Origin of the sequence: Methylacidiphilum infernorum V4 (assembly GCF_000019665.1) — a bacterium.
Classification (GTDB): Bacteria; Verrucomicrobiota; Verrucomicrobiia; order Methylacidiphilales; family Methylacidiphilaceae; genus Methylacidiphilum; species Methylacidiphilum infernorum.
Window position 1 is genome coordinate 937,487 of record NC_010794.1, and the last position, 21,478, is coordinate 958,964.

General features: G+C 43.3%; 21 protein-coding genes and 1 other RNA gene. 13 read left to right on the plus strand and 9 right to left on the minus strand.

Features of this window, described 5'->3' with window-relative positions; genetic code table 11:
• Window positions 1-115 precede the first annotated feature (115 nt).
• Genes modA through MINF_RS04430 form a run of 3 tightly spaced genes read left to right on the plus strand, consistent with a single transcriptional unit; the run spans window position 116 to window position 2,725 of the window.
• On the plus strand, window positions 116-907 hold the full coding sequence (gene modA, locus MINF_RS04420) for a molybdate ABC transporter substrate-binding protein (protein ID WP_048810149.1): 792 nt from the start codon (window positions 116-118) through the stop codon (window positions 905-907).
• Window positions 891-1,607 (plus strand): molybdate ABC transporter permease subunit, encoded by a 717-nt coding sequence (modB, locus tag MINF_RS04425; RefSeq protein WP_012463325.1) that lies wholly within the window; start codon window positions 891-893, stop codon window positions 1,605-1,607. The genes modA and modB overlap by 17 nt, the downstream gene beginning before the upstream one ends.
• Window positions 1,574-2,725, plus strand: a complete 1,152-nt coding sequence (locus MINF_RS04430) for an ATP-binding cassette domain-containing protein (protein WP_012463326.1) — start codon at window positions 1,574-1,576, stop codon at window positions 2,723-2,725. The genes modB and MINF_RS04430 overlap by 34 nt, the downstream gene beginning before the upstream one ends.
• 31 nt (window positions 2,726-2,756) lie before the next feature.
• On the opposite strand, the gene rnpB is transcribed toward MINF_RS04430, so the two are convergent.
• The 3 genes from rnpB to MINF_RS04445 all read right to left on the minus strand — a co-directional run bounded on the left by rnpB (window position 2,757) and on the right by MINF_RS04445 (window position 5,204).
• Window positions 2,757-3,163: RNase P RNA component class A (gene rnpB, locus MINF_RS10865), an RNA gene on the minus strand.
• A 148-nt stretch (window positions 3,164-3,311) separates the two neighbouring features.
• Window positions 3,312-3,929, minus strand: a complete 618-nt coding sequence (locus tag MINF_RS04440; RefSeq protein WP_048810465.1) for an HAD-IA family hydrolase — start codon at window positions 3,927-3,929, stop codon at window positions 3,312-3,314.
• A gap of 81 nt (window positions 3,930-4,010) precedes the next feature.
• Window positions 4,011-5,204, minus strand: coding sequence for an MFS transporter (locus MINF_RS04445; RefSeq protein ID WP_012463328.1), 1,194 nt, complete (start codon window positions 5,202-5,204; stop codon window positions 4,011-4,013).
• Between the two features lie 182 nt (window positions 5,205-5,386).
• Between MINF_RS04445 and MINF_RS04450 the strand changes: the two genes are divergently transcribed.
• The 4 genes from MINF_RS04450 (at window position 5,387) to MINF_RS04470 (ending at window position 9,783) form a co-directional block, all read left to right on the plus strand.
• Window positions 5,387-7,222, plus strand: coding sequence for a methanol/ethanol family PQQ-dependent dehydrogenase (locus tag MINF_RS04450; RefSeq protein ID WP_012463329.1), 1,836 nt, complete (start codon window positions 5,387-5,389; stop codon window positions 7,220-7,222).
• A 266-nt stretch (window positions 7,223-7,488) separates the two neighbouring features.
• Window positions 7,489-8,355 (plus strand): substrate-binding domain-containing protein, encoded by an 867-nt coding sequence (locus tag MINF_RS04460; protein WP_238523556.1) that lies wholly within the window; start codon window positions 7,489-7,491, stop codon window positions 8,353-8,355.
• A 62-nt stretch (window positions 8,356-8,417) separates the two neighbouring features.
• The gene (locus tag MINF_RS04465) at window positions 8,418-9,296 is read left to right on the plus strand and encodes a c-type cytochrome (protein WP_012463333.1); all 879 of its coding nucleotides are present in this window, start codon (window positions 8,418-8,420) and stop codon (window positions 9,294-9,296) included.
• Window positions 9,297-9,411: 115 nt separating this feature from the next.
• Entirely contained in the window at window positions 9,412-9,783 is a 372-nt protein-coding gene (locus MINF_RS04470) for a 4a-hydroxytetrahydrobiopterin dehydratase (protein ID WP_048810152.1), read from the plus strand.
• A gap of 89 nt (window positions 9,784-9,872) precedes the next feature.
• Here MINF_RS04470 and MINF_RS04475 read toward each other — a convergent pair whose 3' ends face one another.
• The 3 genes from MINF_RS04475 to MINF_RS04490 all read right to left on the minus strand — a co-directional run bounded on the left by MINF_RS04475 (window position 9,873) and on the right by MINF_RS04490 (window position 13,772).
• Window positions 9,873-10,769: an NAD(P)-dependent oxidoreductase gene (locus MINF_RS04475; RefSeq protein WP_048810153.1), complete on the minus strand. Its 897-nt coding sequence runs from the start codon at window positions 10,767-10,769 to the stop codon at window positions 9,873-9,875.
• 364 nt (window positions 10,770-11,133) lie between these two features.
• The gene (gene lpdA / locus MINF_RS04485) at window positions 11,134-12,519 is read right to left on the minus strand and encodes a dihydrolipoyl dehydrogenase (RefSeq protein WP_012463339.1); all 1,386 of its coding nucleotides are present in this window, start codon (window positions 12,517-12,519) and stop codon (window positions 11,134-11,136) included.
• Between the two features lie 11 nt (window positions 12,520-12,530).
• Window positions 12,531-13,772: a pyruvate dehydrogenase complex dihydrolipoamide acetyltransferase gene (locus MINF_RS04490; protein WP_012463340.1), complete on the minus strand. Its 1,242-nt coding sequence runs from the start codon at window positions 13,770-13,772 to the stop codon at window positions 12,531-12,533.
• Window positions 13,773-14,054: 282 nt separating this feature from the next.
• On the opposite strand from MINF_RS04490, the gene MINF_RS04495 reads away from it, so the two are divergent.
• On the plus strand, window positions 14,055-15,782 hold the full coding sequence (locus MINF_RS04495; RefSeq protein ID WP_148205137.1) for a tetratricopeptide repeat protein: 1,728 nt from the start codon (window positions 14,055-14,057) through the stop codon (window positions 15,780-15,782).
• Window positions 15,783-15,811: 29 nt separating this feature from the next.
• On the opposite strand, the gene MINF_RS04500 is transcribed toward MINF_RS04495, so the two are convergent.
• Both MINF_RS04500 and pdhA read right to left on the minus strand, forming a co-directional pair.
• Entirely contained in the window at window positions 15,812-16,789 is a 978-nt protein-coding gene (locus MINF_RS04500; RefSeq protein ID WP_012463342.1) for an alpha-ketoacid dehydrogenase subunit beta, read from the minus strand.
• Window positions 16,790-16,860: 71 nt separating this feature from the next.
• Entirely contained in the window at window positions 16,861-17,937 is a 1,077-nt protein-coding gene (gene pdhA / locus MINF_RS04505) for a pyruvate dehydrogenase (acetyl-transferring) E1 component subunit alpha (protein WP_012463343.1), read from the minus strand.
• Between the two features lie 119 nt (window positions 17,938-18,056).
• Here pdhA and MINF_RS04510 point away from each other — a divergent pair, with 119 nt between their 5' ends.
• Window positions 18,057-19,412 (plus strand): aspartate aminotransferase family protein, encoded by a 1,356-nt coding sequence (locus tag MINF_RS04510; protein WP_012463344.1) that lies wholly within the window; start codon window positions 18,057-18,059, stop codon window positions 19,410-19,412.
• Here the strand turns inward: MINF_RS04510 and MINF_RS04515 are convergent.
• Window positions 19,409-19,720 carry a Dabb family protein gene (locus MINF_RS04515; RefSeq protein WP_012463345.1) on the minus strand — a complete coding sequence of 104 codons (312 nt, stop codon included), beginning with the start codon at window positions 19,718-19,720 and terminating at the stop codon, window positions 19,409-19,411. The two genes, MINF_RS04510 and MINF_RS04515, sit on opposite strands and share 4 nt — an antisense overlap.
• Window positions 19,721-19,956: 236 nt before the next feature.
• Between MINF_RS04515 and MINF_RS04520 the strand changes: the two genes are divergently transcribed.
• From MINF_RS04520 to MINF_RS11160, 4 genes are all read left to right on the plus strand, one after another.
• On the plus strand, window positions 19,957-20,400 hold the full coding sequence (locus tag MINF_RS04520) for a bactofilin family protein (protein ID WP_238523557.1): 444 nt from the start codon (window positions 19,957-19,959) through the stop codon (window positions 20,398-20,400).
• 193 nt (window positions 20,401-20,593) lie between these two features.
• On the plus strand, window positions 20,594-20,791 hold the full coding sequence (locus MINF_RS11155) for a hypothetical protein (protein ID WP_148205138.1): 198 nt from the start codon (window positions 20,594-20,596) through the stop codon (window positions 20,789-20,791).
• 76 nt (window positions 20,792-20,867) lie between these two features.
• Window positions 20,868-21,014, plus strand: coding sequence for a hypothetical protein (locus tag MINF_RS11405; protein ID WP_187146974.1), 147 nt, complete (start codon window positions 20,868-20,870; stop codon window positions 21,012-21,014).
• 160 nt (window positions 21,015-21,174) lie between these two features.
• Window positions 21,175-21,378 (plus strand): hypothetical protein, encoded by a 204-nt coding sequence (locus tag MINF_RS11160; RefSeq protein WP_148205139.1) that lies wholly within the window; start codon window positions 21,175-21,177, stop codon window positions 21,376-21,378.
• The last annotated feature ends 100 nt before the right edge of the window (window positions 21,379-21,478 follow it).

Here is a 21,478-nt window from a genome sequence, read left to right on the forward strand (position 1 = left end):
ATGTCTTAAATATAGAGGAAAGGAAACTAAAGATTTTAAGAGTTGTGCAAAAGAGTGCATCAAAAGGAGCTGTAAAGGGAATTGACAAAGACTTTTGAGTTACTTAAAAGTAGCTATGCGTTTATTATATTTTACATTTCTTTCTTTTTTGCTCTTAGCTCCGTCCTCTTTTGTCCGGGGCAAGGATGAACGGTCCAATAAACAAACAACTACTCTAACCGTAGCGGCGGCAGCGGACTTGAGATTTGTAATGCCCGAACTCGTTAAGATCTTCCAAAAGAAAAATCTCGGTATTAAAATAGGTGTCATTTATGGCGCTTCGGGTAAATTTTATGAGCAGGTTATCCGAGGAGCTCCTTTTGATCTTTTTCTTTCCGCGGATAAAGAATATCCTTCGTTGCTTTTTTCAAAAGGTTATTCCCTGGGTGAACCATTCAAGTATGCCGAGGGCAAATTGGTGCTTTGGATGCGTAAGGGATTGTTTACAGAAGAAAAGCGAGCCCAGTGGAAAGAGTTATTGTTAGAGGATAAGGTTTTGAAAATAGCCTTAGCCAATCCTGAAAGGGCTCCTTATGGGAAAGCGGCTAAGAGTGCCTTGGTTAAAGCGCTTTTATGGGACAGGTTAAAAGAAAAGTTCGTCTTTGGCGAAAATGTCATTCAAGCCTTTCAATTTGCCGAAGAAAAAAATGCCGAAGTCGCTTTTATACCGATGTCATTGGCCCTGTCTGCCAAGGCTAAAAATGAAGGAGACTTTGTAGAAGTTCCTCAATCGTTCTATTCAAAAATCGAGCAATACGGAATCATTTTGAAGAAAACGCTCAATCCCGTCATAGCACAGAAATTTAAAGATTTTCTTGTATCCGAAGAAAGCAGGGTTGAGTTGAAAAAATATGGGCTTTATCCATAAGAGGATATTGAACTTGGATTGGACAGCATTTTTCCTCAGTTTTAAACTATCGTTTTGGACAACGCTATTTTTGTATTTTATTTCCTTTCCCCTTGCTTATTGGCTTTCCTTTGGGAAAAAAAGCCGCATACATGCGATTATTGATTCTCTTGTCAGTCTTCCATTGGTGTTACCCCCCACCGTCTTAGGTTTCTATCTGCTTATCGTTCTTGGTAATTCTGGCCCTCTTGGAGCCATTTATACAAAAGTTTTTGGAAAATCCCTCGTATTTTCTTTCGAGGGGTTGCTTATCGCTTCCATCCTTTATAGCTTGCCTTTTATGGTCCAGAACATGGCCGCCTCTTTTAGTCTTGTTGACAGCAAGCTTATTGAAGCTTCGTTATGTTGTGGAGAAAACAGGTTGACTACTTTTTTTAAGATTATAGTGCCCCTTTCCCTCCAGGGGATTTTGCGGGGAACGGTTTTGAGTTTTACTCATACTTTAGGAGAATTTGGCATCGTGCTCATGGTAGGAGGAGATTTGCCTGGAAAAACAAGAACGCTTTCCATAGCCTTGTATGATCAAGTTGAGGGGCTTGATTATGAAGCCGCAAATCAAACTGCGCTTGTGCTTCTTCTGTTTTCTTTTTTTGTTCTTTTTATCGTATATTCGACAGCCGATAGCCGATGGACCAGGAAAGGAAATTTTATCTCAAAATAGAAAAAAAAATTTCAGAGGAGCTCCAAATCCAAGCTGAATTTTCTATTCCGCTTTTTCCCTCTTCTTTAACGGCATTTTATGGTCCTTCAGGCAGTGGAAAAACAACACTCCTTCGTTGCATTTCAGGGTTAGATTTCCCGGATAGCGGGATGATCTCCATGGGGGAAGAAATATGGGTGGACACCCAAAGAAAACTCAACCTTCCTCCCTACCGGCGAAATATTGGCTACGTTGTTCAAGAAGATGCGCTTTTCCCCCATCTTAGAGTAGAGGAAAACGTGGCGTATGCTCTGAAAAAAAAATTAGGGATAAGTCGAAGAGAGATAAAGACGAGGATTAGCCATGTTCTTCAAAAAACGGGCATAGAAAAGCTGGCTTCAAGGTGGCCGGAAACACTTTCAGGGGGGGAAAAAAGAAGGGTGGCTTTGGCTAGGGCCATAGCAAGGCAACCTCGGTTGCTTTTGCTGGATGAACCTTTAAATGGTTTAGACTTTAAGGCGAAAGAGGAAATAAGGCAACTCATAGAAGAGATCGCTTATGAAGGCAGCTGTTTAACGATCATGATTAGCCATGAGAAGGCTGAAGTCATCCAGATGGCCCGATATGTAGGGATCATCAGTTGCGGCAAACTTCTCCAGTTCGGTGAAACCAGCCACGTTCTTTCTGCGCCGGAAACACTCGAGGTAGCCCAGATTATCGGCTTGGAAAACATTATCCCTGGAGAAATTCTTTGCATAGAAGGAGGGAAAGTCTTGGTCCAAACGCCCTTGGGGGTAATGGAAACGGTGCTGAAAGACAACAAGAATGAATTTTCCCAAGGAAAAAAGATATTTTGTCTTTTTCGAGCAGAAGATATCGCTATCTCTAGGGATGGAAACCTTTTAGACAATAATGAGGGGGCAAAAAAGGGTATCCTCAGCATAAGAAATCGCTACGGGGGCATTGTAAGAAAAGTAAAAGGTAGCGGAGGGGTCGCCCAACTTTCCATCGACTGTGGAGTCATTCTTAACGCTCTCATTAGTCAAAGCTCTCTTGCCGAAATGAACATTAGGGAAGGGGATTTCCTCTATTTAATGATCAAAGCGGGAGCTATTCATATGATGGAAAGAGACTTTTGAGGGTATTTCATTCCTGGGGGCCTTTAAAAAAAGGCACCGAGGGGAATAAGCCGGATTCTGTGATCCAACATAGGACCTGCCGCCATCTGTCTATCTCTTTATATTCAGAGATCCGCTTAGGCAAGCGGTGCGGCCTACCTGGGACTTCTCAAGGCTATTTGAGATGGGTAAGGCGACCCTTGTCCCCGCTTGGCCTTGCTCTGCGATGGGTTTTTCCTGCCATGAATGTTACCATTCATGCGGTGGGCTTTTACCCCGCCTTTTCACCCTTACTCAACAAAGATTGTTGAGCGGTATATTTTCTGTGACACTCTCCGTCTTGAAAGGCTTGCGCCTATTCAAGCCCACTGTTTCCAGTGGATCGCTGCCTTAAAGAGTCCGGACTTTCCTCTCGACTTCGATAAGAATAGGGAGTCGAGCGGCGGCATACCCCTCGGTGCGTATTTAAAAATACTTGATTTTAGTTTCTTGTAAACGAAAGCCGATATTTTTTCATAGATCTGAATAGTCATTCTTTTCTTTTGCTCAACGGGACAAAAATGGAAATGGAGTGCTCAGGACCGGCAGCCGGCTTTGCGGATAGGGGTTAGGGGACCAGCCCGTAAGAAATCAAGGCTGCCTTTGTTTTTTCGTAACATTCATGCCTTATAGCTTCAATGCCAAGACTTCGAGCTATGTCCACGAACATGGGCCTGTCCTCGATGTAGAGAACTGAATTGGGTGGAGATTGGGCTACATCAAGGGCTAATTGAAAAATGTCTACATCGGGTTTTCTTAAGTGGACAAATGAAGAAACGATAAAGTAGTCAATGAAGCTGTGAAGATTGAAAGATTGAATCCTATGAATCTGCAGTTCTCTGCCTTCGTTACTGAGAACAGCAATTCTTAAGTTGTATTTTTTTTTCAACGTTTTGATCAGTTCAATCATTTCAGGAATGGGACGGGAAAGGCTAAACATAAATTGTCTGAAATCATCCATGCTAAAAGCTCGATTTTGGTAAAAGACCGTCCTTTTTAAATATTCATGAAGGGTAAGTTTTCCTTGCTCATACGTGTCGAAGGTCAAGTGATGCCTATCTTCAAATTCTCTAGGATCCAAACCAAAAACCTCGGCGGCTTTTTTCCTTCCTTCCGTATCCCACCCGTTGGTTAAAAGGACTCCTCCAACATCAAGGAACAAGGTATTTATTTGAAGAGTGGACATAACAAAATGAAAGTCGCTAAAAGTAAAAAGTAAAGTGAACTGAAAAGGTTGTGGTCTTGTTTTGGAAGGCAAAGAGCGATTTTAGGGTTTAGGTTGGGTGCTTAAAAAAATAAAGGCCATCGCACAACTGATCACCCCTATCACCAGGCTCAATCTTACACCTACAAATTGAGCCAATGTTCCCATAAAGAGATTTCCCAATGCAAAAAAACCTTGGAAAAAAAAAGTACTCAGGCCAAAAGCCATTCCTCTTGACTCCCCGGGGATTCTTTCCTGGAGAATCATCGTTGTAGCCGACACAAAAAGACTAAGGCCAAAGCCTAACAAGGCGATCAAAAAGAGGGCGATCAAAAAGGGGGGAAAAAAAGAAAAAAGAAAGAGAGAGGAGCAGAAAATAATCAAGGAGAGTTGCCTTAATGTTAAAGAGCTAAACATATTGGGGAAAAAACTGATAATCAGGGTAGATACAACGGCTCCGAGTCCGCTTGCGCTGTAAAACATGGATAGCCCTTGCGATCCTTTGTTATAAACATGAGAAGAGATATAAGGAAGGAGGATGGCATACGACCAGCCACAAAGGGTAACAACACCAAGCAGGAGGGCAGGATAAGAGATGCAGGGATTAGAAATAAGGGAAAGAAAGCTTTTTTTTAAAGATGTTTTTGAAGAGGAGGGCTCAATCTTCCGATTTTTTGAACAAGCCATAATGAAAGAGAGGATAGAAACGAGGTAAGAAAGGCTGTTGATAAAAAAGCATGAGGATAAGCCGTAAAGAGGTATAAGCATAGCGGCGGCCGCCGGACCGATCATTTTTGCCAAATTAAATTGCAATCCGTTTATCGCGATGGCCCTTTTGATTTCGGTATTGGGGAGAAAGGAAAGAAAGAGAGCCTGTCTTGAAGGAAGTTCTATATTGCTGAAAATACCCATTGCCATGGAAAGAATAAGCAGTTCATAGAGATTGACCATTTTTAGAGAGCTGAGCAATCCCAGCAATAAAGAGAGGAGGCAATTTGCAAATTGGCTTGCGACGACGATCTTAAGCCTTGGAAATTTATCCGCGGTTAGCCCTGAGAAAAAAGAAAAGAATAAAGAGGGAAGAGTGGATGAAAAACCGACCAAACCCAGGCCAAAGGGAGAACGGGTAATCTGGAAAGCAAGCCAACTCAGTCCCACCAGGTAAATCCAACTGCCGATAAAAGAAACGGATTGGCCCCAAAAGGCGATTTTAAAGGAAGGATAATTAAATAAGCCTGTTCGAAAAAAAAGCTTCATTTTAAGACAAAAATTATATAAGTGATAATGCTAACAAAAACACTCAAGTGAATAAGAGCAATGGAAACGGCTAGACAATCTTTTTTTTGTTGTCTGTCAATGAAAATCTTACATTTGTTATTGACTTAGATCACAAGAGTGGTAAATGGAAGGCACCATAGAATAATTAACAGGAGGAAGCGATGACAATGAAATTAAAAAAGCCTAAAAAATATACGGTAGCCAAGAAAGCTACCGTGTTGGCGGCATTCGGTTTAATGGGTTCCTTACCCCTTGCAAAAGCGAATGATGAATTAATTAAACTCGAAAAAGATCCTGCCCAATGGGTCATGCAAAACAAAAATTACGCCAATACGCGTTTTAGTGAGCTGACCCAGATTAATACCAAGAATGTATCTCGGCTGCGTCTTGCTTGGAGCTTTTCAACGGGGGCCTTGCGTGGGCATGAAGGAGGACCCCTGGTTGTGGGTTCGACGATGTATGTTCATTCGGCTTATCCCAACCATGTTTATGCCCTGGATTTAACCCAGAAACCTTATGCGATTAAATGGCAATATACACCTGTTCAGAACAGCCAGGCGGTAGCGGTAGCCTGTTGCGACGTGGTGAACAGGGGACTTGCCTATGCCAACGGAAAGCTGTTTTTAGCTACCTTGGATGGACAGATTATCGCTCTTGATGCGAATACGGGCAAGGAGCTTTGGAAAGCCAAGCATGCGGATGTGACTAAAGGAGAGACCATTACAGGGGCTCCTTTGGTAGTAAAAGACAAGGTGCTCGTTGGGGTATCTGGAGGGGAATTCGGGGTCAGGGGAAGAGTGGGAGCCTACGATATCAATACGGGCAACAGGGTGTGGTTGGCTTACAGCCAAGGGCCGGATGAAGAAGTATTGTTGGATTCCGATTTCAACAAGGAATTTCCCCAGCATGGGGGACCCGGGGATGGAACGAAGACTTGGCCCGGAGAACAGTGGAAACTTGGAGGAGGAACCACTTGGGGATGGTATAGCTATGATCCTGCCCTTGATCTTTTCTATTATGGTACGGGAAACCCGGGTACGTGGAATGCGGAGCAGAGAAAAGGAGGGGATAACAAGTGGTCCTGTTCTATTATTGCAAGAAGACCTGACACGGGGAAAGCGCGCTGGGCCTACCAGATGACTCCATGGGATGCTTGGGACTATGATGGAATCAACGAGATGATCCTGCCCGATTTGACGGTCAAGGGAAAGAAGACTCCCTGCCTTGTCCATTTCGATCGTAATGGCTTTGGCTACGTGTTGGATAGAAGAACGGGACAGTTAATAGAAGCCCATCCCTTTGTCTATGAGAATTGGGCAAAGGAGATTAGCAAGGAAAATGACAGGCCTGTTGAAATTCCTGAAAAAAGGACCAAGCAGGGGGTGGATACCAAGGGCATTTGTCCCAATTCCATGGGGGGTAAAGACCAACAGCCTGCAGCTTATAATCCTCAGACCGGGTTGTTTTATGTTCCCACCAATAATATGTGCATGAATTATGAAGGGGTAGAAGCCACCTATACTGCTGGAGCTCCCTATGTCGGTGCCAACGTGCTGATGTATTCGGGTCATGAAGGCAAAGACGATTATTACGGAGCATTCATTTGCTACGATGCCCTTAAAGGGAAAAGAGTATGGGAAATCCATGAGCATTTCCCTGTTTGGAGTGGTCCAGTGGTAACGGCTGGAGGACTTGCTTTTTACGGGACAATGGACGGATGGTTTAAGGCTGTGGATATCAAAACAGGAAAAGTGCTGTGGCAACAAAAGTTAGGATCGGGAATTATCGGCAATCCTATAACCTTTTTAGGTCCGGATAAAAAACAGTATGTTGCCGTCTATTCGGGCGTGGGTGGATGGTTTGGTATCGCCGTGGCTCAAAACCTGCCTCCTGACGATCCCTATGCAGGTCTTGGGGCTGTGGGTGTTGCTTATCAAGCCGGTCTTCCTAAAGCCACGACCATTGGCGGTGAACTTTACGTGTTTTCCTTGGAATAAGTTTGCCCTCTTATTGAAAACTCTAGCCGCTACCCCGCCCGAATTCAGTTGGGTAGCGGCTAACGAGCTTATAGGCGTTCTAGAAAGAAATTAGCGGAGTGGTGATGGATATGATGAAATAAAATAAGGAAGATGTGGTGAAAGGCAAACCGGCTTCTTCTCCCAAAGAGAATGTTAGGCTCTTGGGTATGGTTTTTGTTATTCACCGAATAATCCTCCTCATGGGTTGGCGGGTATAAAATTTTCTTAGAAGGGAAAACAACATCATGCATGGCTCGATACTTGGACTCCTTGGGGGTTTACCCAAGAAAAGATGGAAAATCCTTTTGTCTGGACTTTTTTTTCTTTCTTTCATGGGAATGCAGTCCAGGGCCGAAGATATCTGTTCTTGTGCGGATCCGGGAAACCTCCCGTTTTCAAACCAGAAATTAGAGGGGTTTGAAAATAAAATTGCACAGCTTGTTGCCGATACTCTTCATCTGCCCCTGTCTTACTATTGGTTTGCCCATCAAAGGGGACTGGTAAGAAACACCTTAAAAATGGATAAATGCAACGTGATCATAGGAGTTCCCTCAAATTGGGGGCAGGTCCTTACGACCAAACCCTATTATAGGACTTCTTATGTCATGGTTTACAAGAAGGATAAAGCCTTGTCTATTCAATCGCTCGATGATCCCCTTTTAAAAACCCTCAAAATCGGGGTGTTGATCAATAGTCCTCCCCATCAACTGCTTGCAGGGAGGGGAATTATTGAGAATGTAGTGGGTTATTCACCGTTTTTTGATCCTGTTTTTCATCCTGAAGAATCTCCGGGAAGAGTCGTGGAAGATGTTTTGAGTGGAAAAATTGATGTTGCCCTGGTATGGGGCCCGGTGGCCGGGTATTACATTAAAAAGAAAAACTCTCCCTTGGTCATGATCCCCCTAACAAGCGATAATCCAAGAATTCCCGTCGTTTTTGATATTTCCATGGGGGTAAAGAAAGGAAATCAAGAACTCAAAAGCAAGCTTGATCAAGTCATCGATATGAAACATGGAGAAATCCTCCAGATCCTTGAAGAGTATGGTGTTCCCCTACTGAAAACCACGGTTGGCCAAGGAAAAGAGCTCCATACTGTCCAGGAAGATCGTTAGTCTCCATGGATAAACAATAACAAATAATAAACCACTAACATTGGACTTTACTTCAACAAAAAATGAAAAAAATCACCGTTCTTACTTTAGCATTGTCTATAATGTCATGGGGTAGTGTTTTTGCCCAACAAAATAATCCCTATTCTCCCTCGGACAAACAGGTTGTTTCCCAAGGTAAAGAGCTTTATTTCAAGATGGGTTGCAACGGTTGTCATGGAGCCGGAGGAGGAGGGGGAATGTGTCCTTCTTTTATTGATGATGTCTGGGTATTTGGAAGTGATGATCAGACCCTTTTTAAACTCATAAAAGGGCAAATACCCCAGCAGACCATGCCTCGGATGTTTGGAGGGGTGCTGACCGACGACGAAATATGGAAATTGATCACTTTTGTGAGATATTGTAAAGTTGCAGCCGCCGGGCAAGGAGGGACGGCTGCAGGGCAAATCAGTATTGACAAAAAAAGCTGTGCAATCGTTGAAGCCGACCCGCATTGGTTAAAAGCTGTTTTACCCCGGCTGAGCGGTTATCAAGCCCAGTATGTTTTGGTTTTCGACGGGTCTGCAAAAAATTTCTCCTCTGCTGAAGACGCCAAGCTTTCGGGGTTAACCATTGCCGTGTTGGACAACAGTGCCGGCAAGGAAATTGCCCTTTCCGTGCATGCCAAACCCAAAGTCTATCCTGATCATGAAAGGGAATTGGGAAAGCCCCTGGAAGATCTTTTAGCCGGTAAAGTAGAAGCGGCGATTTTATGGAGTCCTCTTGCCGCTTTTTATGCCATGGAGTTGGATTCATCCCGAAAGCTAAAAATGCTTCCTTTTACCAAGTCTTATTCCGTTCCTAAGGGATTTGAAGGCCAAGAGCAGAGTTCCATGGTCTACGTGACGAAATGTGCAGATGCTTTGCTCAATGTGCTTAAAGTCTATAATGTAGCTCCTAAATAAGTCTATGTGGAATTGTTGTTAGGATGAGCTCCGTTCTTTGCCTCTCTCTAAAGGGTATCCTTTCGGAATCATTCAATAAAGTTGCGCCCTCTTCGCCATTGGATATTTTTTGGATATGACAGAAAATAGTCTTGTAGAAGAGAAGTGTGTAGCTTGCCGAGGAGATGCCCCCAGGGTCAGCCCCCAAGAAAAGGAAGAACTCATCAAGCAGATCCCCCAGTGGCGAATTGTCGAAAAAGAGGGAGTGGAGATGCTCGAAAGAAAGTACGATTTTCCTGATTTTGCTTCGGCTTTGATCTTTACCGATAAAGTGGGAAGGCTGGCGGAACAGGAAAAACATCATCCTTCCCTTTTAGTGGAATGGGGTAAAGTAACGGTTTGGTGGTGGACGCATAAAATTAAGGGACTTCATCGTAATGATTTTATAATGGCAGCAAAAACAGACAGTTTATATACCCCCATTTTAAAAGATTACGTTGAGTCTTAAGATCCTTGGATCTTGAAACTCGGTACTATCCCATAAAAAAAGGGAAGGAAATTTTTTCCTTCCCTTTTTTTTTAGAAAGGAACGGTTATTTAGTCTTTATCCAACCCGTGACGGTCGGGGAAAGTTAATTCGGAAATTGCGGACTTATCTAGCTGACCAAACCCTTTTTTGACGAGTCTTTGGTATTGATTGTAGGTCGCTTGAGCAAGAGGAAGATTGAGTCCCGTTGCTTTTGCCAAATTCAGAGCTATGCCGCTATCTTTTAGGGCATGTTCAGCAGAGAAAAAGCAACTATGTTCTCTGTTTTGCATATCTTCTCCATCGGTATGGAGTACCCTTGAATCGGCTCCTGTCTGGGAAAAAACCTCCCTTATCATGTTTAAGTCCAAGTTCAAAGCTTTTGCAAGTCCAAGTCCCTCGGCTAGGGCCGCGGTGTTGATATTCATCACCATATTGACTAGAGCTTTTACCTTTGCCGCCGAACCCAGTTCCCCGCAATATCTTCTGGATGAGGACATGTCTTTGAGAATGGGTTCAACTTCATCAACGACCTGTTTTTTGCCTCCAAGCATAAAATAAAGGGTGCCGTTTCTGGCCTGGGGAATACTGGAGGCCATGCAAGCTTCTATGGCTTCGGCTCCGACTTCTTCACAGAGTTTGCCCACTTCAATATGGGTTTGAGGTGAAATCGTGGCGGTATTGATAAATATTTTACCCTTCGCATTGATCAAAAGGCTGTCCCCATTTTTTGCAAATATTTTATGCATGGCAGCATCATCGGAAACCACGGTGAAAATCACATCGGAGAGCTCGGTTACCCTTGCCAGTTTATTCGTGGCTTCAGCTCCTATTTCTTTGGCTAACTCCTGAGCTGCTTTTTCATTAATGTCATAGACAACGGTCACCGGATATTTTAAATCATGAAGACGGCGCGCCATGTTTGCACCCATTCTTCCTACGCCTACAAATCCGATTCTTTTGCTCATATCTTTGCTCCTTTTTTTATTCCTATTTAAAGATAATTATTATCTATTCTTACCAAGAATCTCTCTTTTTCTTAGTAAAAAGAATTTTTTAGTTTGAAGTCAAGAGGATTTCTCAAGGGTATCTTTGAGCGTAAAGCTCTTGCTTTGCTGTTTTAAGTTGCCGGAACTTGGTATTAAACGGGTTGAAAAAACAACAAAAGGGCGACTTTAGCTTTGGGCCCTTGTTCCAGGCAGCTGGTTTTAAACCGTTTGAGCCCCCCTTAAGCCGCGTGGAGAACAGGGGGAAGAAAGAAAAGCACTGTTGTTCCTTTTATCTTAGTGAGCAGGGAGGCAAGACGATTACCCAATAGAGAAACGGTAAAGATTATAAATGAAGTCCGATTCCTTCAACTTGGAGGGCTACTTCACCGATCATTTCAGACAGAGTGGGATGAGGATGAATAGCAAGGTGCAATTCTAGGGCGGTGCTCTCCAAGGTTTTTGCCAGAGAAAACTCTCCGATCAGTTCGCTTGCATCCTGCCCAATAATGTGCGCTCCGAGGATTTCTCCATCAAGGCTACTGACGATCAACTTTACGAAACCGTCAATCTCTCCTGACGCCACGGCTTTCCCATTGGCATTGTAAGGGTATTTGGCGCTCTTATAAGGAATGTTTTCTTTTTTAGCTTCTTCTTCTGTTATTCCCACCATAGCGACTTGAGGTTGGCAATAAACACAGCTGGGTACAAAATGGGGTCTTGTGGATTTTTTCCCCAGGAACATGCATTCAACCGCTTCCCATCCTTCCCTAAAAGCAGCATGAGCAAGTAGGGGTGGACCAATGACGTCTCCTGCTGCGTAGACTCCTTCTATAGAGGTTTGGTATCGATTATCTACAGCAATGAAACCATTTATAGTTTTAAGATCTAATCCGGCCTCCAGTATTTCATTGGGTTGTGCTGCCACGCCAATGGCTATAAGCATGGCATCGGATTCTATCGAGTCGTTTACAGCTCCCTTGAGTCGGACATGGAGTTTATCCTTGATAACCCAGCATTTTTCCACCGAGGTGGAGTTCAACAGGGTAATTCCTTTCTTGGTTAAGCTTTTATGCAAGGCCATGGAAATTTCGCTATCCGTTCCGGGAAGAATGGTGGGAGTCATTTCGACCACAACGACATCCGATCCCATGCATTTATAGAAGTAAGCAAATTCAATGCCTATAGCTCCCCCACCAACGATAATAATTTTTTTGGGTAACCTTGTAGATTCCAGGGCCTCCCTGCTGGTCAATATCATCTTGCCATCAACCTTGATTGAAGGGATGGTTTTAGGTCTACAACCCGTGCAGATAAGGATATAAGGGGATCCTAATTCCTCTGTTTTTTCGTCCGGGTAAAAGACCTTTATTTGTTTGTTCTTGCCGATCTTGGCCCTGGCCTTAATCCACCTCACTCCCCTGGATTTCAAGAGATATTCTACTCCCGCCGACATTCGATTTGCCGACTGCCGACTTCGAGCAATCACTTTAGCATAATCGAATTTTAACCCTGAAATTTCTATTCCAAAAAAGTCCGCTTTTCGGCATGTTTCTAGAAGCTCCGCTGTCTTCAGCAGGGCTTTAGTCGGAATACATCCCCAGTTAGAACATACGCCTCCTAGTTTGTTTTCCTCGATGAGAGCTACTTTTTTCCCCAATTGGGCGGCCCGTAAAGCGGCGACATACCCGGCGGGGCCTCCGCCGATAACAATGAGATCCAAATCATTCATAAGGTTGGTTTTTATACGAGCATGGAAAGGGGATTCTCCATGATCTGTTTAAATTCTTTTAAAAACTTCGCCCCTGTTGCACCGTCAATCACTCTATGGTCACAAGAAGCGTTGACTTTCATCACTTCTCCGATGACGATGTTGTTTTGACCATCGACGAGGGGTTTTTTCATGATGGATCCTATAGCCAGTATCATGTCTTGGGGGGGATCAATAATGGCATAAAAACTTTCTATCCCAAACATTCCTAAATTGGAAACGGTAATTGTTCCTCCGGAATACTCTTCAGGGGATAACTTTCTTTCCTGAGCCTTTTGGATAAGCTCCTTGGCTTCCTTCGATAAAACCATCAAGGATTTATTTTGAGCATCTTTTATGACGGGAGTAATAAGGCCATCTTCAATAGCGACCGCAAAAGCAAGGTGAATAGCATCGTGATGTAATATGGAGTCTCCATTCCATGAAGCATTCACCGCGGGGACTCTTTTTATAGCCTCTATCGTTGCTTTTAAAATGAAATCATTATAGGTAAATTTCCACGGTTGTTCGTGTTGAGAATAGTATTGGTTGAGTTCGTTTCTGAGCTGAGAGAGTGCAGTAACGACTATTTCGGTTTCAAGATAAAAATGGGGAATGGTGGTTTTGCTTTCTAAGAGCCGCTTGGCAATTTTTTCCCGCATTAAAGACAAGGGGATTTTTGTCACTCCTGGAGAAGGACGGGGAGAAATGACACCAGGCTCTTGAACCGGGAGCATTTTTTTCTTTTGTTCTACTTTTTCCAAGACATCCCTTTTCACAATGCGTCCTCCCGGACCTGTTCCTTGGACAGCGGAAAGGTCAATTCCTTCTTCGCCGGCAATTTTTCTAGCCAGTGGAGAAGACTTGATTCTTTGCGGCTTTTCTTCAACCGGGCCTTGTTTAAGCTGTACCGAAGGCTTAGGTAGAGACGGTGTCTCGGACTTTTCCTTGGCTTCCATTACAGGTTCATGGGCAGTTGAAAGCTGCCCTGTTTCCTCGGATTCGGTTTCAATTAAGGCGATGGGAGTATTTACAGGGGCCCTGCTTCCTTCGGGAAGTAGAATCTGCTTTAAAATACCCGATTCGAAAGCCTCGAGATCCATTACCGCCTTATCCGTTTCTACTTCAGCGATCACTTCTCCTTCTTGAATAGGTTCTCCTTCTTTTTTCAACCACCTGACAATCTGTCCTTCCGTCATTGATGGACTTAACAAAGGCATTGTAATCTGTTTCATTGAAAGTTGGGTCAGTTTATAAGATTCTTTTCAAAATAGCATCATTTATTTTTATTAAAAGATTAAAATAATAATTTAATCTCATAAAAAAGCAACCTATCGATAATAAGTCATTGAATGTTGTATACCCGAATGAAACCAAGTCAACCGTAAGTTGTTCCATTTTGTTGCAAAGGAAGAGAATTGCGGGAGAAACTTTCGGTTTTAAGAAGAAATGAGCTTGAGGCTTTTTCTTTTTCTAAAGATATTTTATTACCGACTCGGGTTTGGGTTATAACAAAAATGCCAGATCATAATAAAAAGCTTAAAGCCTTGTGGCTTAAGATCGAATTTTTTTTTCATCTTGTTGCTATTCTTTGGGTTGGGATTTTTCTCTTTTTTCCCTTTTGCATAGATAAGGGTCAATGCAGGACAAAAAGCATCCATTCCGGACAACAAAAAAGGGCAGAGGGAGTATCAACCCCCCAGGACTGGTTTTTAGAAGCTTACGTGTTGACTAGAGAAGGGGATGGTTTTTTTGTTTCAAAAAATTACCCGGAAGCCGAGAAAAAGTATAAAATTGCTTACAGTCTTCTCGGGAGCATAAAAAGTAATTATCCTGACTGGGAATCGGCCATAGTTCGTTACCGGACTAAATATGTCAAGGAAAAGCTGGATCATCTCATGCGTTTAAGTGCTCAGAATAACGGTGTAAAAAAAAAGTATCCAGAGGAGGATTCCCTAGAGAACGACACCTTGGCTCCCCTCATAAGTCCCCAACAATCGGTGGATCTTCAAGAATTGCAAGCTCTCAAAAACAAAATAGCGGAATTGTCCGTTCAACTAGAGGCGCTAAGAAAAGAAAAAGAGGCTCTATTGCAAACTCTCCCGTACAATCAGCCCAGGTCGAAAATGGAAGCATCAAAAATGGGACCGGCCGAAAACCATCCCTTCCGAGGGATGACCACCAAGGAAATCTCCCAACTGCCCGAAGTCAAGGATCAAAACAAAAATAAGCAGAATCTGACTCATCAATTGGAAAAGGCGCTTACCGAAGCAAAGAAAACAGCACAACTCCTCAGAGAAGAAAATGATCGCCTGAAGAAAGAACTTCAAGAAATTCAAAGTACATTTCAAAATCCCAGGGAACGCACGCCAAAGGCTGAATACGGACAGCTGGCCATACTGGCTAGGGAAAATGAAGTGCTAAAAAAGACGGTTTCTGAGCTCCTTGACAAACAAAAACGGATTTTACAAGAAAAGGAGGCTTTGAGTCAACAATTGACAAAAGCCAACGACTTGTTGGCTTTTGTTGGAGAGAAAGAACAGCCAGGGCTTGATAATACGGCTCAAAAGGCTTCTCCTTTAACCCAACATAGAGAGCACCATTCGTTTTCTTTTCAGCATGAGAAATCTTCCCCAAGCCAGCTCACAACGGCCGTGCGAAAAGGATCTATTCTTGATGAAATGCACGAACTCTTTGATCGGGGAGCCAGACTTTACAGCGAAAGAAGGTACGACGAGGCTTACGAGATTTACAAGAAGGTCTTGGAGCTTGATCCATCGAATGGAATAGGTTGGCTTAATTTAGGTCTTGTAGCGATGGCAAAAGAAAGAAATTCTGAAGCTTCTATTTATTTAAAAAAAGCTGTTGAATATCTTCCCAGGGATCCCATGCCTTATGCTCTTTTAGGTCAGCTCTATTTTCAGAGCGGGGCCTATACAGCGGCAACGGATGTTGTAGAAAAAGCCGTTAAATTAGATCCTCAAAATGCCAAGTTAAGAAAGGAATTGGGAGAAATATATAAGGCAAGAGGATTAGAGATACTTGCTGCAAGAGAGTTAAAAAAAGCTATAGAATTAAATCCTTATGATGGAATGGCTCATTTTGATCTAGCCCTGGTTTACATTTCTTGTAAACCTCCCCTGTTAGCCCAGGCTAAACAGCATTATAAAAATGCCCTTTCTTTAGGTATTCCTAAAGATGAACGCCTCGAGCAAAAAATGGGTTATTCCTCTTCTCAAAGATGATTTTGAATTGCTTGCTAATTCCTTCCCTTTTAGCGCAAGACTTCTTTTACGGCTTTAACAACCCGGGTGGGATTCGGAAGAACCTCTTGTTCAAGTTTCCCATTATAGGGATTGGGAAGATCTAAATTCGATACTCTATAAATCGGGGCATCAAGCTCGTCAAAGAGCAGCCTTTGGACGTCATAAGCTATTTGAGCCCCCCATCCGGCAAATGGTTTTCCCTCTTCAACGATGACAAGCCTGTTCGTCTTTTTTAATGAAGAAGCCAAAAGATCGAAATCATAGGGTTTTATTGTCCGTAGATCAACGAGTTCCACAGAAATGTTCTCCTTGGAAAGTTCTTCAATGGCTTTGAGCGCAACATGGGTTGAAAATCCACTTGTAACAATGGTAACATCGTTACCCTCCGTGACTAACCGAGCTTTCCCAATGGGGAGAAGAAAATCTTTTTCTTCGGGGACTTCCCCTTGGATTCCATAGAGTCTTTCCCCTTCAAAGAAACAAACCGGGTTATTGGATCGGATTGCGCTCTTTAACAATCCTTTTGCATCCGCCGGGAAGGCGGGGTTGATAACCGTAAAAGTGGGAACATGAGCGAGCCAGCTTTCCAAAGAATGAGAGTGGGTGGCTCCAATTTGAGTTCCACCACCCGAAGGCCCTCGAAATACAATGGGCAAAGAAAATTGTCCGCCGGACATGAACCTAATGGAACCTGCATTGTTTACAATTTGATCAAAAGCAACCAATGCGAAGCTCCAATTCATGAATTCAACAATAGGCCTCAGGCCATACATTGCCGCTCCTACGGCGAGTCCTACAAATCCCGCCTCTGATATGGGGGTATCAATTACCCGCTCGGCTCCGAATTTTTTTAAAAGCCCCTGGGAAACTTTAAAGGCTCCTTCGTATTCTCCTACTTCTTCTCCAATGAGAAATACCGAGTTATCCCTTTCAAGTTCCTCAGCCAATGCTTCGTTAAGAGCTTGTCTATAAGTAAGGGTAGCCATTTTTCACCTTCGTTTTTCGAGTTTTGTCTTACAAGGAATCAAGCTTTAAACTGAATGAGACACCCCCTGGGCTAATTATAAAACCCATAAAAAGGTCTTTCTATAGGTTCAATCTGATCTTCTTTTGCAAAACAAGCTTCCCTGGCAAGAGAAAGATCGGGTTCGGGACTAGACTCTGCAAATTGGACGGCTTCTTGAATGATTTTCTTTACTTCTTTATCTATGCGGGCTATGAGATCAGGATTCAGAATGCCGAGTTGCTGAAGCTTTTGGCTGTAAAGAAGTAGAGGATCTCTTCTTTTGGCTTCTGCAATTTCCTCTTTTGTCCGATAAGTATCAGGATCTGACATCGAATGCCCTCTGAATCGGTAAGTTCTCGCTTCAATTAAAACGGGACAATTTTCATTTCGGGCAAGGTTGACCGCTTCAAGGACCTTGCTTCTGACTTCTTCTAAATCCATTCCATCGGTAACCATTCCTGCCATATCATAAGCAGCGGATTTCTTTACCAGGGGCAGGCCCGCAGTTGACCTATGAATTTCCGTACCCATGGCATATTCATTATTTTCAATGACGTATACTACGGGAAGTTTCCATAGGGAAACAAGATTCAAAGATTCATGAAACACCCCTTGATTGACCGCTCCATCTCCAAGAAGACAAAGGGTTACATTTTTTTCTTTTCGATACTTTTGAGCGAAGGCTATGCCTGCGGCTAGAGGGCATTGGGCAGCAACGATCGCATGTCCACCGAAAAACCTTTTTTCTTTGTCAAAAAGATGCATGGAACCACCCAATCCCTTGGACGTTCCCGTAGCTTTTCCATAAAGTTCCGCCATGCATTTTTTGGGGGACAGCCCTCGCGCTAAGGCTATGCCGTGATCCCTATAGGCTGTAATCACCACGTCCTCAGGTTTTAACGAAGAACAGATCCCTACCGCTAAAGCTTCTTGACCAATATAAAGATGACAGAATCCTTTGATTTTCGCTTGCATAAAAGATTGGGCGGATTTCTCTTCAAAGCGCCTAATCAAGACCATTTTCTTATAAAGCTCCAGCCTTGTTTCAGAAGATAATTCAAGCTGTCCGCTTTCAGAGATTTCTTCATCAAGTAATGCCGTCGATAGGGATCTGTTTGCTTCTACCATAAAGATTCCTTTTTTTAAATTATTATACTATAAAAATTTTAAATAATAAATGTTTCTATTAGCTTGAAAGCAGTATCTATTCCACTCCATTTTTATCGATTTTTTATAAATTTTCATCAATGAGAAAAGAAAAACCGCGATCAAAAAAACAATCTCAAGTTCTTTCTCATGAACTCGCTCAATACGAATGTCATAACATTACTCCTCTTTCTGCACAGACCTCCATTTTCTTGAGTAAAGCAAAGGGGACATATTTATGGGATGTTGATGGCAATAAATATCTAGATTTAACAGCCGGGTTTGGAGTGGCCGCCTTGGGGCATAGGCCTTCCCGGGTGTATCGCTCCGTTTTAAAGCAACTCAAAGAACTTTGGCATGTTTTAGGGGATGTCTATCCTTCAAGGGAGAAAGTTGATCTTTGCCGACTTCTTTCAGAGATTACTTTTGAGAACTGGGAAAATCAAAGAGGAAAAGTGATCTTGGGTTGCACGGGAGCTGATGCTATAGAAGCAGCCTTAAAGACCGCTTTTTTTTATACTCGAAAGAAGAAATTTATCGCTTTTAGCGGGGCTTACCATGGCCTTTCCCTGGGAGCTATCGGAGTGAGCGGGCTCTCTTATTTCCAAACGCCTTATGAAGGATTGTATAGCCAGTTGGCGACATTTATTCCCTATCCTCATTGTTTCCGTTGTCCTTGGAAAAATAAAGGTGGAGCTCAAGGCTGTTCCCGTTGCAAGGCTCTTTTTTTAGAGTTGTTAAACAATGCAATTGGAAAGGATTGCGCGGCTATTCTCTTTGAACCCATTCAAGGCAGGGGAGGTATGATAGAACCTCCGGAGTGGTTTATTCCCCTTTTGAGAAAAGTAAGCCAAGAAAGAGGGGTTTTGCTCATAGCGGACGAGATCTTCACGGGGCTTTATCGAACAGCCAAAAGGTTTGGATGTGATTGGGCTCAAGTTGTTCCCGATATTGTCTGCTTGGGGAAGTCGATGGCGGGTGGATTCCCTATATCCGCCTGTATAGCAAAAGAAGAGGTCATGGATAGCTGGCCGGAGAATCGAGGAGAGGCTATCCATACATCCACTTTTTTAGGTAATCCCATAGGCTGTTGTATGGCCCTCGAACAAATTAAAGAATTGGAGGAAACAAACGAGCAATTATGCATTGGGCAAAAAGGGGAATTTTTGTTATCCCTACTTCAGAAGTTGGCTGATCGATGGGGTTGCCTCAGGAACCCTCGCGGCAAAGGGTTGTTTTTGGGAATTGAAGTGGTAGATGAATTAGGCCAACCTGCCCCTGCACTGGCTTCAAGAATAATGGCTTTGATGCTTGAAAAAGGAATTATTATTCTTACAGAAGGCCCAGAGAGAAATGTTTTATGTTTTACTCCCCCTTTAACCATTACTTTTAAACAGATAGCCTGGGTTGGTCAAACCCTGGAACAGGTAATGGAAAAAGCATTGAAGAAAAACTAATCGGTCTCTTTCTTGGGTTCCATTTCAAAATCATATTCTGTCTTGAGAGCAGAAAGAGAAGAGAGGACTTGCTTTTCAAATTGATAGTAGTAAGCGGTTTGTTTAACCAATTCCAATTTTTCTAAAGAATCGACATCAAATGAAAAAAAGAAAAAATAGGAGTTATTCGAATTGACGCTTTTCCCAACCCTTAAATTCATCACTTCGGGTATCTTTAAAAGCCTGAGCCGAGTTTCAATCATAAGGTTATCGATTTGTTCGGGTGAAGCCGCTTTCGGAGAAGACAAAAGACAGATGTGATGGATCATAAAGGGTGCATTTTATTTATCTTGGTGTATATAATAAAGTCAAAAAACTCTCTTTTAAAAAGAGAAAAAAGTTGGCAAAGGCTTTTAAGTTCTTTATTTTCTTTAGAAGCAAAGGAAAGTTGTCTATGATCGGAAATTTTCTCAGGAAAAGCGATTCCAATAAACCCCAGCAAACTAAAATTATCCCTCCTGAGCCTTTGGGAACTCCTCCTCCTCCTCCTCCTCCAACTCCATCGATGGAAAAAGCTCTTTTTGAAAAAGAAGAAGATAAACAAAAAGAGAAGCCTATTTTAACTCAAAAAACAGCTTTATTGAACGAACAAAAAAAAGATTCTCAAGCTGAACAGCCAGCGGATAAACAGGGGAATATTCTGGCGTATGAAACCCGACTTTCCGGCCTGTTAGCGTTTCAAAAGCAATTAGTTCTAAACGGTGTTTTCGAAGGGGAAATCTATTCAAAAGAGGGTACGCTTATTATTGGACAAAAAGCCGTGGTTCGCGCCAAAGTCGAGGTAGACAATATTCTTATTTATGGGCAGTTTTCCGGTAATATTTGTGTTTCGAATTTGACTGAACTGAAAGTCGGTTCGGAAGTCGTAGGAGATGTTAAAACAAAAAAGCTAAGGGTGGAGGAGGGCGCTACCCTTGTAGGCAAATGTGAATGTATCGCTCGACCCTAATTATTGATTTAACATTATTTCTCTACTCCCCGCTGTTCTTCAATAAGATCCCTTGGCCATTCGAGGGAGTTTTTCATTATCGCCTATTTCAAAGGATAAATCGTTGGCTTGGATTGGAATGAGACTTTCCTGATCTGGGATAGAAGGGTGAACCAGCTCAATAACCCGTTTTTCTCTGTTAGCGGAAAAATTTTTGCAAGCAATAGCCAATCGCCATCCATGGGGATGGACAAGACTGTTTGTGGAAGCTTGGCCCTGGCATTGCAAAACAGGCGCATTGATGTATTATTGCCTGATTGAAAGCACCGTGAGCACAGCCAATGCGGCTGAGCCGCTTATCGGGCAAGAGCAGGCTATAGCGTTGGGAGTGCCGAAAACCGGCCGTTGCTGATCGCCGGTAACCAAGCAGCCTTCCTGAGCCCGTTCCGTGGTCGTGAAAACGACTCTCTCCCTCTCAAGGATTGGCGGTGTCTGAGCCCGGCATGGGGGGATACAGCAGGACCTTGATCCGGCTGCGGCGAAGATTTTCAAACGGCTGGCAACCCCAACTGCTCTATCCGTGGCAAGTACGGCCAGTAGCGGCGGCACTGCGGCAGGGAGAGTCTCTGCCCTAGCCGGGAAAGTCACACCTGCCTGGGATGATTGTATCAAGCAATCGGGACAGCAAAGAAAAAGCACCTACCTAATGCCACTGTTCTGATGGCGGAAAGATAGGTTTCAGATCGGGATCAAACGAGGCGGATGGGAGCTACCGTGGAGCACCTCCTGGGGTAAATGAAGGAATGTCCGCAAAAGAATGTCCGCTGTCAACCTCTCAAATTTACGACGGTTAACCGGAAGGAGAAGGAGATGGGATTGACCGCACCCTGGTGCCTTCTTGGTGTAAGAGCTGGCAGAAAAGAGAATGCTCCATTAGCCTATAGCCGTTTTAAGCAGGTGCTTAGCAAGAGACTGGATGAACAACCCCACCTGTTATAAAGCGAAACGAAGGTTGCGGAAGTGAATTGCAGGGGCTCAAGGCCAAAACCAAGCTTGTGGTGTCGCAAGAAATAGGAAGGAAGAGAGTCTTTTAGGCCTT